The organism is Paracoccus stylophorae, from assembly GCF_028553765.1.
GTDB classification, from domain to species: Bacteria; Pseudomonadota; Alphaproteobacteria; order Rhodobacterales; family Rhodobacteraceae; genus Paracoccus; species Paracoccus stylophorae.
In genome coordinates this window covers 2,335,486-2,347,969 of record NZ_CP067134.1, presented here as the reverse complement: position 1 = coordinate 2,347,969, position 12,484 = coordinate 2,335,486, and the positions used below count along the sequence as shown (strand labels likewise).

Below are 12,484 nucleotides of genomic sequence, written 5' to 3'. Positions count from 1 at the left end.
GGGTCAGGCCAGCGGGTCGGCCGTGGAATAGTGCAGCACGACCGGGATAACGGCGGCCTTCAGACTCGCCGCGCCCTCGACCGGCAGATCGACCGGGCGCGGGGCTTCGGCCTCGACCCAGTCGCAGAACCCGCCCAGCGTCCGGTCGGCGGCGAGCGCTGCGCCGATGCTGGCGGTCAGCGTGTCAAAGGCGGCGTCGCGATCGGCACCCTGAACGACCGCCTCGATCTCGGCTCGGTGCTGGTAGTGATAGCGCAGCGGCGACAGCGTGACTTCGGGCGCACCTGGTTCGCCATCGCGCAGGATCATCAGGCCCTCGACCGGCATGCGCTCGGGCAGCACGTCCCCGCGCAGAGCGGTGGCGGGCAGCGCCGAGAGCCGCGCGTGCAGCGCGACGAGGATGGTTTCGCGGGGGGTAGGCACGTTCACTCTCGAGAGCTTGCTTGATACAAATCTGAACCCCGACAATCTCGGGTCGAAGAAATCAGCGGTCGCCTAGCGCAATACGGGATCAGTTCTGATGCAGCGAAGCTCTCAATTTTGATCCATCTTCCAAGGGTTCGGAATACTAGGTTGAGGAACAAAACTGTCATCTACGCCGACGCCGTTCAGGTATATGTTGATTATCTGAACATCTATACTTTGCAATTCAATGTGCATGCGATCGGCGGCGCTTTCATTGTAGTCAGCTGACGCAACAGCCTGCTGGTTCAGTTTTTGAAAATCAGAAGCGAGGCTCATCATGTTAAAGATGATCGCGAAACCTTCGAGGCCCTTATTTTTTTCAGCCGCTTCCCTCGCGCTTGCCATATTTTCGTAGGCCTCCTTCAGGAGGCGAGACGAGTCATTTCGAGCCCGCATCAGCGCATCCAAATCAAACTTCAAGTTCTTTTGACGCAGCTCCCTTTCGAACTGTGACGAAAGTCGATCAAAATGCATAGCTCGGAGAGCAAGATTCCTCACAGTATCATCGGATTTCTGCGCCTGCCTCATCAACTTAAGGCGGGTGGCATCCAGCACAGCCTCTTGCATGAAACTATTGCTGTCGCTCACGCGAAAAATTTGAACTCTTCCGTCTCCTACTTTCTGAATCCACAGAAAGTATGATTTTGACATTGAGCTAGTAACAAGAGAATTCGGGATACTCGTGCCGTTTTCGTACTGAAGACGACCAAGCATGGCGTTTGCGAGTTCTGGACTCACCTGCTCCATTGGTGTCGTGAGAAATACGGCCGCAACGCTCTCTGGCTTCGCGCCTACGCCAACAAGAATGGGCCCTTGTGGGAGATAGCTACCAATCTTTTCGTCTTCACCCATCCTTTGGACCGGAAACCAAAGAAGAACGCCATCTCCTGTCGGCATGTCAGAAAGAGCATTAACAGCAAGCGTGGCACCCTCTCTCTCCGGGTCGAAGTTGGCCCAATCGTATTTCGTTCTATCGATAAACTCAGGAAAATCATTCTTGAAAAAACCCTCAGACTTCTTTGCAAGGTCAATGATTTCAACTGCAGTTCCAACAGATACGGTGCTGAACGTCCTGCCTGCGTGAACATCGCCAGCCCAAATAAGGAGCATCAGAAGTGTCACAACAGCGCTGCGAGATGCGAAAGCCCAAGATGTACCGATCATGAGGTCACCTCAATCACACGCTTGACCATCTGGGCCGAATCCGCGTGTGCAGTAAGCGTTTAGTGTTTCGCGAGTTCGGTCTCTGGCAAGTTCTACTGCCTCACGCATCGCCTTCGCCCCATAGTAATCCGCTTCAGCGATATTCAACGCCATCACTGCTTCTTCCATCGGCTTTACATACTTCGCCTCCCAGGCTTGTCTGTCGGCTAAGCTTAGATGACTGACAGTCTTTTTGCACTCCTGATATTCAGGGAAACGCGCTAAGGACTCCGTGCTTTCACGCGATACACTGGTATCGAGATCCAACTCCCTAAATACTACGGGATCTTCAACCTGCGTTCCCTTCAATCTAAGGCGATATTGATGAAAATAATTGAAAGATTGCCAACAAAACCCAACATCTATAGGCGCAAGTGATCTGGGATTTGGCGCAAGGCCAAAGGGAAGCCTCAATCGTTGCATTGTGCTCGCCGCTCCGCAGTCGTATTGCTCGCTACGTCGACCCACGTTGCAGACCATTAAGTAATCTCCTTCGAAGGGTCTTTCTTCGGAGTAGTTTAGGTCAGGAAATCGTTTCAGGGAAAATTTGGCGTCTTCATATCGCTTGTTTGCTGCGGCCTCAACTTTAGGAAGAGACTTATTTCCCGATGCGTTCAGAGCGGCGTCAAAATACTGGAGGTAGGCTCTTGCCGCCGCTTCACCGTCACGCACGTTGATGTTCGCACCGTGCTCGAACGCCTCCGAACTCGTGAGTTCAATTACAAATATCTGCTCGAGTTCTTGGGCCGTAGCGATGTGCGCTATCCCCCGAAAATCCTCTTGCTGGCCGAGAACAATCAATCGGCGCCGATAGTCGGAAAACTGCTCGTAATCAATATTTGCGCCTTTGTAATAGGCTGCCACGTCAAAAAGGTCTCCATTCTCCTCACTTCTCGCTCGCGACGCCTTCTTTTCAAGAAAACCCATCCAAGCACTAGCCATTCCAGCGTAAATTTCAGTTTCTAGCGCCGCGAAATTAGCGTCGGACACGTGTTCGTAAAGCCCCTGAATCTGAACAGCCATACCTTGAAGTGCGCTATTGATGGCTTGGACCTCGATAACTATTGCTTGTAGCATCTGATACTGAGCCTGTGCTACGTAAGAAGCGGGGTCCCGCTTCATAAAGCTGACGAGCATGCTCCCCATCTTTGCTACGATGGCGATGGCTCCAAGGGCGGCGGCTGTTTCGGCCTGCGCAATTGCTCGGTTCGACGGAACTAACGCTGATGCCGCGAGTACCGAAAAAGATGCCATGCTTCCACGAAGGAAATCACGCCGAGAACTACGCTGGGACAAGGTACTAGCCTCCCTAGAGATGCTACCAAGCGGATCATTGACGATTTTGACGATTTTTTCAATCCTTGTGAGTAAGGTCACGAGCACCATCAAGCGCGCATTCTACTGGACAGGATCGCGTCAGACATTTCGGTCAAGTCCGATTTGCTCGCCCCTCCACCCAGTTCGCCACGATCAACCCCGGCACGCTGTCCAACGCCCGGTCCGCATCCCGCGCGAGGTCCAGCCGCTTCGGCAGCTTGACCTGAGGCACCAGCAGGAAGATCGGCGCGGTGACCTTGCCGCGTCCGGTCTTCGAGCGCGATACCACCGCCTGGCCTTTGGTGTTCAGCCGTCCCTCCGCGACCAGCAGGCTCGGGCCCGTCCGGCGATAGACGAAACGCAAGCGGAGGCCGCGACGGCGTTCCCATTCGCCGGGCGTGATCCTGCCGCCGCGCAGGGACTTGCCCGCGGCGGGCAGCGGGATCGCCAGCCAGAAACCGTTCTTGGAGCGGATCAGTGGGCCGGTATCATGCGCGCCAACGATAACCGGGGCCTGGGACCAGACCAGCGCTGCGGCGTCCAGGCTTTCGCCGGACTTCGGAAACGTCTGGCTTCGGATCGTGTTGGCGAGGCGTGTGCCGAGCTCCGCGCCGGTGATCTGCAACCGCCAGGCCGACTTCAGCCCAGTCCCGGCCTCACGCATGGCGGCCGTCACAGCGCGTTCACCGGCCGCGACCTCGGCCGCCATCATCGCTACGATGTCGGGATCGATGTCGAGCTTCAGTTTCATGGCCATTACGCGGGCCTCAGATCGACGGTCCAGACGAGCCGTTCGCGGTCGCGGACGGGCTCTCCCTGGATGAGGAAGGCGTCGCCGTCGATTTCGATGCGGTCCCCGGGGCGCGGGTTCGCGACTTCGGCGACGCGCAGGTCGATCCGGGTGGTCTCGGACCAGAGCCGCGCATCGCCGAAGTCGGAGACGGTATCCGCGCGCCGGGCGACGACGCGCACCAGAACCGGCGCGCCGCCGTCGGCGATGTAGACCGCGTCCCGGCCGATGTTCGGATCGGCGAAGAGCGCGCCCACGGCAGCGGCGAAGGCGCTCATCAGAAGGCCGCGTTCAGGCGCACCCGACCGATGATGTCGCCCGCGCCGCTCGCCACCGCCTCGACGGTCACGCCGATGAGGGTGTTGTCGGTGGCGACCGTCGTGCAGCGCTTGTTGGTGTCGTCCCAATAGACCTTGGCCCCGACGGTCCAGGCCTGCGAGCCGATCTTGGTGAGGTCGAAGACGCCGGTGAGCGCGGTCTCGACCGTTTCGCCGAGGGCGGCGGTGCCGGAGGCCACGCCGAAGATGGAACCGACGAGCAGGCCATCGCCGGAGGCGACGGCATAGGGCGCGGTCAGGGTGATGGTGTTGCCGGGCTGGACGAAGTTTTTCATGGGGGACCTCTTTCATGTGTGTCGGTTGGCGGTGAGGTGTTTTCGGATGCGGCCGGTCTTCAGGGCCGCGACATGGGCCACGGAGACGCCAAATGCGCCGGCTACCTCGCGGCGCGAGTAGCCCACCCTGAGGCAGTCGAGCATGCGCAGGCACTGGCGGTCGGTCATGCGCGACAGATGCGAACGGTCGCCGCAGGCCATCGTGCCGTGCATCCGCTTGTGCTCGATGTTCTCGCGCTGCGAGACATAAGCGAGGTTGTCGGCCCGATTGTTGGACTTGTCGCCATCGAGGTGGGCAACGACCAATCCTTCGGGGCGCGGGCCGATGAACGCCGCCGCGACGAGAATGTGCAGGGCGATCCGCTGCCGGTCGATGCCGCCGCTGCAAACAAGTGTGTAGTGGAGGTAGCCCTCGTGGTCGCGCCACGGATGGAGCGGGCGCCAGTCCGCACGATCCAGCCATGGCGAGTGCGCATCTTTCGGCGTTCTGCCTTTTCGATGCGCGCTCCACACATGACCGGCCGGTCCGACAAAGTAGCCAGCGAAGTCCGGGATCGGCACCGCCCCCCGTCGATCATCGACATTCATCGACGCCCGACCTCACGCGCCGGGATTACGATAGAGGCCGCGCCAGTCGATGGCCTTGGCGCCGAAGTCGAGGCGGCACTTGATCTCGACGCCGTCGACGTCGAAGCCGTTGCGGGTTTCGATGTAGGCGCCCTGCTGACCCTCGAGATAGGCGTATTCGATGGTGTCGATCTGGTTCGGGCTGGCCGCCAGATACCAGGCGGTCTCGCTGGCGGCGTCGAGCCGGGGCTCGCTGATGGGCGCGAGGGTGCGGATCGACTGCGGCACCACGCTGGAGGTCGCGGCGGGCACCAGGTTCTGGGCGACCAGCTGCTCGGCTTTCAGTTCCAGCGACGCGGGCACGATCAGGAAGGCCGGGCGGACGTTCAGCACCGTCTTCTTGTCGAGCCCCGTCTGCTTGGCCATGGCAGCGCGGGCCGCACCGACGCTGCTGACGTCGAGCGCGGCACCCGTCCCGGCGAGGTTCTTGTGGGTGGTGTGGAACAGCGCGTTGCCGTCGGCCATCGCCGGGTTTGCGGTGATGATTCCCCAGACCACGTCCGACTCCAGCTGCGCGATGGAGTTGCCGTACATCGCGGGGATCCGGGTGAAGGCGTCGAGATCGTCGTTGATCAGCGTCTGGCGGGTGATGGCGACCACCCGGCCATAGGTCTTGACCTTGTAGCTCTCCTTGCTCTCGCCGAGCGTCCCGCGCTTGAACTCGCCGCTCTCGCCGACCTCCAGCAGCTGCGGCGCTTCGCCGAGCTGCACCCGGTGCATCGCCTTGAAGTCGGTGGCGAGCACCTGACGGCAGAACAGCATGAAGGTGCGGGGATAGGCCTCGTAGGCCTGCCGCAGGGTCTTGTTGGTGACGGCTGACAGGATCTCGGGGAAGTCCGAGGTCGAGTGCAGGGCCCGCGTCGCCACTTCGTCACGCGAGAGGCCCCGGGTGTTCACCCCGGCATTGCCGAGGCTTTCGCGGGCGAGTTCCAGCAGTGTCATGCCGCGATACTGCCGGGCGGCGTCCTCCAGCTGGAAGAGCGTCGGGCTGTAGCGGTGGAGGAGCGCGTTCGCCACCGCGTCGCGGCGGGTGATGCGCTCGTCCCGTCCACCGAGGGGGACAGAGACATGGGGGAAGGTCCTGGTCTCGTCCGACTTCGCGGCGACCTGATCGAGGATCAGGCGGCGGGACTCGTCGACGCTGACGCCGCGCTTGACCAGATCCTCGGCGAAGCCGCGCTCGAGGTTCAGCCGCCCGGCCAGATCGTAGATCGTGGAGACGCGGTCGCGCTCCGCCTCGCGGGCGCGGGTCGCGACAGCCTCGGTGTCGGGCGCGGGTGTGGCCTGCGTCTTCGGCTGGCTGCGCGTATCGCTGGCCGCGACCTTCGGGTCGGGCGCAGCGGCTTTCGGCTCGGTCATGGGGGTGTCCTCGGTTGCGACCGGCGCGGTCGGCTGGGTGGTGGCGGGGGTTGCGGCGTCGCTCGCCGGGGTCTGGGTCTTGTCCGTCATCGGGATCGGTCCTTTCGTTGTGGAAGGGGCGTCCCGGCGGTGCAGGACGCAGTCGTGAAGAGGATACTGGGCGCGGAAGCCCGCGGCGGGGTCGGCGCCGACCGCGACGGCGGAGACCTCGAAGGGCGTCCAGTCCACCGCGCGCCAGAGTTCGCGGGCGGCTTCGGGTTTCGAGACCTCGAAGCGGTGGACCTGGTAGCCGATGGAGACCGCGCGGATGTGCCCGGCCTGGATGTCGCGCCAGATCGGCTCGACGTCGGCGCGCTCGCTGATCCGCACCAGCGCGATGCCGCGCCCATTCTCGATCCGGGCCGAGCCCGGCACGACCGAGCCGATCACCGCGTCGAGCGTGTCGAGCTCGTGCACCTTCAGGAAGGGCGCGCCCGCGTTCAGCCGGTCGAGCCGGACATGGGCGGGATCGAGGCTCAGCTCCTCGTCATAGGGCTCGCCGAAGAAGGTCGCGCGACGAACGCGCGCCCCGGCCGACCAGACCACCTCGACGGTGCGGGTGTCGGCATCGGCCGTGTTCGGCGCAAGCTCCGCCGACCGGCGCATGGCCGGCAGTTCGATCATCGTGTCCATGGGGTCAGTCCTGTTGGTCGGCCTGCGCCGGGTCGGTTTCATCCGCATCGGCGGAGGGGTCGTCAGCGGCGGTATCGGTCGCCGGATCGCTGGTCTGTGCACTGCCCGTCTTGGTGACGCGGCGTGGGTCGCTGTCGAGCACCAGCCCCAGCGCGTCGAGCTTGGCGTTGGTCGCGGCGATCTCGGCCAGCACCGCGTCGGGGTTGCGGCCCTGTTTCGCGATCACCTCGGCCAGCGTCATGGTGCCCGAGCGGATCGACAGCAGGTTGGCCATCGCATCCTTCTGCGGATCGACCGCCTCGAACTTCGGCGGCGACCATTCGACCGGTACGATGGGCGACGGGATCTGCCCCGCGGCCCATGCGGCCTCGGTGAACCACCGCCAGACCGGCGCGCAGAACATCGGGATAAAGAGCTGCCATTGCACCGCGTCGATCTGGCGGCGGAACTCAACCAGCCCAGCCCGGATCGAGGAATAATTCACCTGGGACAGGTCCCCGGTCAGCAACTCGTAGGGCACCCGGAACCCCGCCGAGATGGTGTGCAGGCTCGCCCGTTTGTATTCGCCATAGCCTCCGGTGGCCGAAGGCTGGTTGAAGCGGATGTCCTTGCCGCCGCGCGCATAGGCGATCAGCCCCGGCTCGAACTGCTCGACCCGGTTGCCATCCGCATCGACCACCGAGGGCGCGATGCCCTGTTGCGCCTCTTCGTCGCCGAAGACAATGGCGGTGACACAGGCCTCGGTCTTCTTGCGGACCAGTTCCGCCACCTCGTAATCGTCGAGATCGCGCAAGCTGCGGATCACCGGCGCGCCCCAGGGGACGCCGCGCGCCTGCGTGCGCTGCTTCTCGTAGACATGGGCGATCTCGCTCGCCGGGACCGGGCGGCTCTGCAACCCGTTCTGCAAGGCGCCATAGGCGTCGCCCGGATGCTCGGAGTGCAGCCAGTAGGCCCGGCGCTTGCCGACCGGGTCGAACTCGATCCCCTGCACCAGCCGCCCCGCGCCGATGGCGCCGGATTTGGTGGCGTCGAGGAAGTCGGCCTCCAGCACCTGCAGTTGCAGCGGCACGGGCAGACCGTCCGAGGATCGCCGGAGGCGGCGGCGCACCAGCACCTCGCCCGCCTCGACCATCTCGCGGCAGATCAGCGTCTGCAGACCGTAGAAGTCGAGCTGGCCATCGGCGTCGCACTCCGCCGTCCAGCGTTCGAACAGCGCATCGACCATACGGTCGAGCGTGTCGTCGCCGCTGGCGGCGCGCGGCATGATGCCCGCGCCGATGATGTTGTTCACCAGCACCGCCACGGCCTTGGCCGCATGCGGGTTGTTGCGCACGAGATCGCGCATCCGGTCGCGCAAAAGCGCCCCGGCCACGCCGATCTCGGTATCGGCGGAGGATCCCGGCGCGCGCCAGCCCTCTGTCCGCCGTCCGCGCGCGGCCCCGTCATAGCCCCGCGTCAGGGTCTCGAACACCTGACGCGCCATCACGCGGCGCGCGGCCATGCGTGGGGCCACCGTGGCGATGGCGTGGTCGAACCAGGTCGCCGACATCAGCGATCCCCGCGCGAGAAGCCCGCCAGCCCCGCCACCGGCAGCGGTCGGCTGACGCCCGCGATGGCGCGCTCGATGGTGCGGATGCGGGCGAGCAGGTCCTCGGCCGAACCGTAGTCCACCGACTTGCCGTCGTAGCTGACCCGGGTCGTGCCGCTGGCATAGGCCCGGCGCAGCGCCGAGAGCTCGGTTTCCGTCCAGTCGGTCATGTCAGAACCATCCTCCGCGCCGTCCGAGCCAGTCGGAGCGGCGCTTGCCCCGCGGGGCCTGTCCCGGCCGGTTGATCTGCCCGGCGGGATCGGTGTCGGTGGGCGCGGCCCCGAGCTGATCCTCGAGGTCGCGCCATTTCTCGTCGGGCCAGCGGTCCGCGCCCGCGATCCAAGCGGCGGCGCGGGCATAGACCCGGCAGTCCAGCGCCTCGTTGCGTTCGCGCAGTTTCTGCCATTCCAGCCGGGCGAAGCCGCGCTTCGTGCGCACCGTCACCAGCTGTTCGGCCACGAACTGCTTCAGCCATTCGTTCTCCACCCAGTGCGGCAGGTGCACCGAGCCGGGCGGGAACGCGGCCCCTTCAACCATCTCTTCCTCGGTCGGGCGCTCCAGCCGCAGGAAGCGATAGGTCTCGGCCTTGAAGGTCGACACCGCCACGGTCCAGAGACGCGCCCCGCGCCGCAGACGTTTGCCGCCCTCGGTCGCATCGACAAATGTCGGCCCCGATACCGGGCTCGAACGGTTGAACCCCTCGACGCCTTTCACCGGCGACACCTGCCCAAACCCTTGCGCCCGGGACCAGGAGTAGACTGCCGGAGCCTCATAGCCCGTGTCGATGGCAAGCCGGGCGATGCGAAGTTGCGCGCGGCGTTCATGCGGCCAGGACCTGTCCAGCAGCGCGGTCAGCTCCGACCAGGCGTCGTGCCGGTCGGGCCCGCCCTCGATGACGACGTGATCGACGAGCCAGCTTTCCAAGCCGCGACCCCAGGCCCAGACATCGACCTCGATCCGGTCCTTCTGCACGTCGGCTCCGGCTGTCAGGAACAACCCGCCTGCTGGCACCGTGCCGGATTTCCAGCGTTCGCGCCGGTCGTAGAGCCGCTGCCAGTCGGGCGCTTCCCCGGTCTCGACCCATGTCTCGCCGAGGATCGTGTTGCGGAACGCCTTGATCGCCTCGTCCGACCCTTGGGCTGCTTCCCATGACCGCACGATCCGCTCCCAGCTCAGCCAGCCGATCGGCGAATAGAGCGCCGAAAGGTGATACCCGACCGTGATCGGATCGGCGGCCGTGGCGGTCGCCCGCCATTCGCCGCCCTCCAACATCGCCGTCTTGTGGTGTTCCGCGATTGCCGCGTCGCAGCCCTCGCAGTGATACTCGGCCGTCTCCGGGCGGCCCTTTTGCCAGCGCAGCCGGTCGAACTTCAGCCATTGTGCGTGGCCGCATTGTGGGCACGGCACGAAGAACCGACGCTGGTCGCTGGCCTCGTACTCGCGCTCGATGCGCGACAGCCCCCGGATCGTGGGCGTCGAGACCAGCAGCACCTTGCGCCGGTGGGCGAAGGTCAGGGAGCGCGCCTCGGCGAGCGTGACCGGATCGCCTTCCTCGTCGGCCGAGGCGGGATAGGCGTCGACCTCGTCGAGGAAGATGTAGCGCGCCGGGGTGGACCGAAGCCCGACCGCCGAGTTCGCGCCCGTCATGATCAGGATGCCGCCCGCGAACTCCTTCGAGAGCATCGTGTTGCCCGCATCGCGGGATCGCGCGGGCTTCACCCGCTCCCGCAGCTCTGGGCTTTCATCGATCAGCGGGTCGATGCGCTGGCGCGAGTTGCGCTTGGCCAGTTCCACGGTCGGCTGGACCGCCAGCATCGGACCCGGCGCCTGGTGGATCGCGAACCCGATCCAGTTGTTGCCCGCCTCGGTCGCGCCGACCTGCGCCGCCTTCATGAACACGATCCGCTGCGTGGGATCCCCCGGCGACAGCCGGTCCATGATCTCGCGCATGTAGGGCGTGCGCACGGTGCGATACCGCCCCGGTTCGGCTGAAGCCCGCCCCGAGAGCATCCGGTGCCGGTCCGCCCATTCCGAAACGGTCAGGTCCGGGTCGGGCCGGAGTCCGTTGCCCCAGGCACGCAAGATCTCGCCCGCGCCGTCGAAGTCGGTCAGCGCGTCATCTTCACCGGAAGTCGGGCCGGACCTCGGCGAGTTCGTCGAGGTGGGCGCGTACATGTTTCTCCAGGACCTTCTGCATCGCGGCTGGCTCCACGGTGATCTGCTGGCCCGTCGCGTCGCTGGATGAGGCCGAGAGCTCGGCCGCCATCAGCGCCGCCGCGCGCGCAGGCCAGTTCACCCACGCGTCCCGTTCCTCCCGCGCCAGCCGGAACACCAGCGCCAGCGCGCGGGCCCGCTCGATCAACTCCCCCTTCAGCTTCTGGAGCCGGATGCGCCGCTCCTGCGCCTTCAGCACCTCGTTCGCGGTCTTCGCCTGCAGGAAAGTCGTGCCGCCGCCGACCGCCGGGACAGCCAGCCCCTGTTCGCGCAGCGTGTCGCCAACAGCGGCCACCGCCGCCTCGGGGACCGGCTTCAGCTTCGGCACGGGCGGCTTTCTCGTCTTCGACGGGTCCGTCGTTTCCGCCCGGCGTGCGTCGCTGGCGGCCGCGTTGATGCTGCCGTCGGGATAGAGGACCAGGCGCTCGGCCGTCTTCGCCTTCTGGATCGCGCCCCGCGACAGCCCGACATGGGCGGCGTACTGGCGCTCGCTCATGCCCTGCATCGACGGCTCCGATTATCATTCAAAGTCAGGCGCTTATGTCGTTGATAAGCCGTGCGCGTGGAGCGAACGTCCATCCCACAAGGACGATGCAACTCACCCGGAGCCGCCACGATGACCACCCGCCTGAACCCGATCACCACCCCGCGCCACGAACTCCGCGCCGAGAAGGCGCGCCGGAACAAGGGTGAGACCGGTTCCGCCACCGGTTCGAGGAACCGGTCGAACGCGCTCGCGGCCTTCATCGGCAAGAAGGCCGAGATCGACGAGATGCTCGCCCGGCTGCAGGCGCTGAGCGACGACCACTTCAACGCCCACCCCGACGAGATCAACTGGGGCCATGTCGGCACCCTCGAACACTACGCCAGCCTCCTGAAGCGCATCACTGACAGCGCCTTCGGCGAGGGCGAACACGCCGAGTGAGACGACCCGCTCGCGGTCCCGCCCGCCGACTGGCGGGCTCGACCTCGTAGAAGGGCCCGCATTCCGCGCGCCCCGATACGGGAGACGACGATGACCAAGCTTTCCGATACCCAAGCCCTGATCCTGAGCGCCGCCGCACAGCGGGCCGAGCACATCGCCCTGCCGCTGCCCGAGAGCCTGCGCGGCGGCGCCGTCGCCAAGGTGGTCGGCGCGATGCTCGCCAAGGGCTTCCTGCAGGAGGTCGACGCGGACATGCGCAAGGGCGAGCCCGTCTGGCGCGAGACCGGCGACGGCCACGGCGTCACGCTGGTCGCCACCGACGCAGGCCTCGCCGCCATCGGGATCGAGCCGGACGACGCGGCCACCTCGCCTGCGGGCGCGACGGACGCGCCGAGCGAGGAGCCCGCGCCGGACACCCCCGACGAATCGGAGGCCGCGCCCAAGGCGCGCACGCCGCGCGAGGGCACCAAGCAGGCCACGCTGATCGTCATGCTGCGCGCGCCGGACGGCGCGACCATCGAGGAGATCATGGCCGCGACCGGCTGGCAGTCGCACACGGTGCGCGGCGCGATGGCCGGGGCGCTGAAGAAGAAGCTCGGGCTCGAGGTGACCTCGGAGAAGGTCGATGGGCGCGGCAGGGTCTACCGGCTTCCCGCCGCCTGACACACCCGACCACGACCACTTGATGACCGCCGTCCCTGTGGGGCGGCG

The 12,484-nt window shown here is 65.3% G+C and carries 14 protein-coding genes; 2 read left to right on the top strand and 12 right to left on the bottom strand.

All coding sequences use genetic code 11. The features are described 5' to 3' along the window. Positions 1 to 3 precede the first annotated feature (3 nt). The 12 genes from JHW45_RS11570 to JHW45_RS11515 all read right to left on the bottom strand — a co-directional run bounded on the left by JHW45_RS11570 (position 4) and on the right by JHW45_RS11515 (position 11,353). Complete coding sequence (locus JHW45_RS11570; protein WP_272860601.1) at positions 4 to 423, bottom strand: acyl-CoA transferase; 420 nt, start codon at positions 421 to 423, stop codon at positions 4 to 6. Positions 424 to 534: 111 nt separating this feature from the next. After that, entirely contained in the window at positions 535 to 1,629 is a 1,095-nt protein-coding gene (locus JHW45_RS11565) for a hypothetical protein (RefSeq protein ID WP_272857817.1), read from the bottom strand. 9 nt (positions 1,630 to 1,638) lie between these two features. Beyond that, positions 1,639 to 3,054 (bottom strand): hypothetical protein, encoded by a 1,416-nt coding sequence (locus JHW45_RS11560; protein ID WP_272857816.1) that lies wholly within the window; start codon positions 3,052 to 3,054, stop codon positions 1,639 to 1,641. 43 nt (positions 3,055 to 3,097) lie between these two features. Then, a complete protein-coding gene (locus JHW45_RS11555) occupies positions 3,098 to 3,736 on the bottom strand; it encodes a DUF6441 family protein (protein ID WP_272860600.1) in 639 nt (212 codons plus the stop codon). 5 nt (positions 3,737 to 3,741) lie between these two features. Further along, positions 3,742 to 4,053: a head-tail joining protein gene (locus JHW45_RS11550; protein ID WP_272857815.1), complete on the bottom strand. Its 312-nt coding sequence runs from the start codon at positions 4,051 to 4,053 to the stop codon at positions 3,742 to 3,744. After that, positions 4,053 to 4,388, bottom strand: coding sequence for a DUF2190 family protein (locus JHW45_RS11545; RefSeq protein WP_272857814.1), 336 nt, complete (start codon positions 4,386 to 4,388; stop codon positions 4,053 to 4,055). The genes JHW45_RS11550 and JHW45_RS11545 overlap by 1 nt, the downstream gene beginning before the upstream one ends. 12 nt (positions 4,389 to 4,400) lie before the next feature. Next, positions 4,401 to 4,976 (bottom strand): HNH endonuclease signature motif containing protein, encoded by a 576-nt coding sequence (locus tag JHW45_RS11540; protein WP_272857813.1) that lies wholly within the window; start codon positions 4,974 to 4,976, stop codon positions 4,401 to 4,403. Positions 4,977 to 4,988: 12 nt separating this feature from the next. Beyond that, positions 4,989 to 7,046 (bottom strand): prohead protease/major capsid protein fusion protein, encoded by a 2,058-nt coding sequence (locus JHW45_RS11535; protein WP_272857812.1) that lies wholly within the window; start codon positions 7,044 to 7,046, stop codon positions 4,989 to 4,991. A gap of 4 nt (positions 7,047 to 7,050) precedes the next feature. Beyond that, positions 7,051 to 8,595, bottom strand: coding sequence for a phage portal protein (locus JHW45_RS11530; RefSeq protein ID WP_272857811.1), 1,545 nt, complete (start codon positions 8,593 to 8,595; stop codon positions 7,051 to 7,053). Beyond that, entirely contained in the window at positions 8,595 to 8,804 is a 210-nt protein-coding gene (locus JHW45_RS11525; RefSeq protein WP_023851464.1) for a phage head-tail joining protein, read from the bottom strand. The genes JHW45_RS11530 and JHW45_RS11525 overlap by 1 nt, the downstream gene beginning before the upstream one ends. Position 8,805: 1 nt before the next feature. Beyond that, positions 8,806 to 10,809 (bottom strand): phage terminase large subunit family protein, encoded by a 2,004-nt coding sequence (locus tag JHW45_RS11520; protein WP_272857810.1) that lies wholly within the window; start codon positions 10,807 to 10,809, stop codon positions 8,806 to 8,808. Next, entirely contained in the window at positions 10,757 to 11,353 is a 597-nt protein-coding gene (locus JHW45_RS11515; RefSeq protein ID WP_272857809.1) for a hypothetical protein, read from the bottom strand. The genes JHW45_RS11520 and JHW45_RS11515 overlap by 53 nt, the downstream gene beginning before the upstream one ends. Positions 11,354 to 11,464: 111 nt before the next feature. On the opposite strand from JHW45_RS11515, the gene JHW45_RS11510 reads away from it, so the two are divergent. Next, on the top strand, positions 11,465 to 11,773 hold the full coding sequence (locus tag JHW45_RS11510) for a hypothetical protein (protein ID WP_272857808.1): 309 nt from the start codon (positions 11,465 to 11,467) through the stop codon (positions 11,771 to 11,773). A gap of 90 nt (positions 11,774 to 11,863) precedes the next feature. Next, positions 11,864 to 12,436 (top strand): DUF3489 domain-containing protein, encoded by a 573-nt coding sequence (locus JHW45_RS11505; protein WP_272857807.1) that lies wholly within the window; start codon positions 11,864 to 11,866, stop codon positions 12,434 to 12,436. The last annotated feature ends 48 nt before the right edge of the window (positions 12,437 to 12,484 follow it).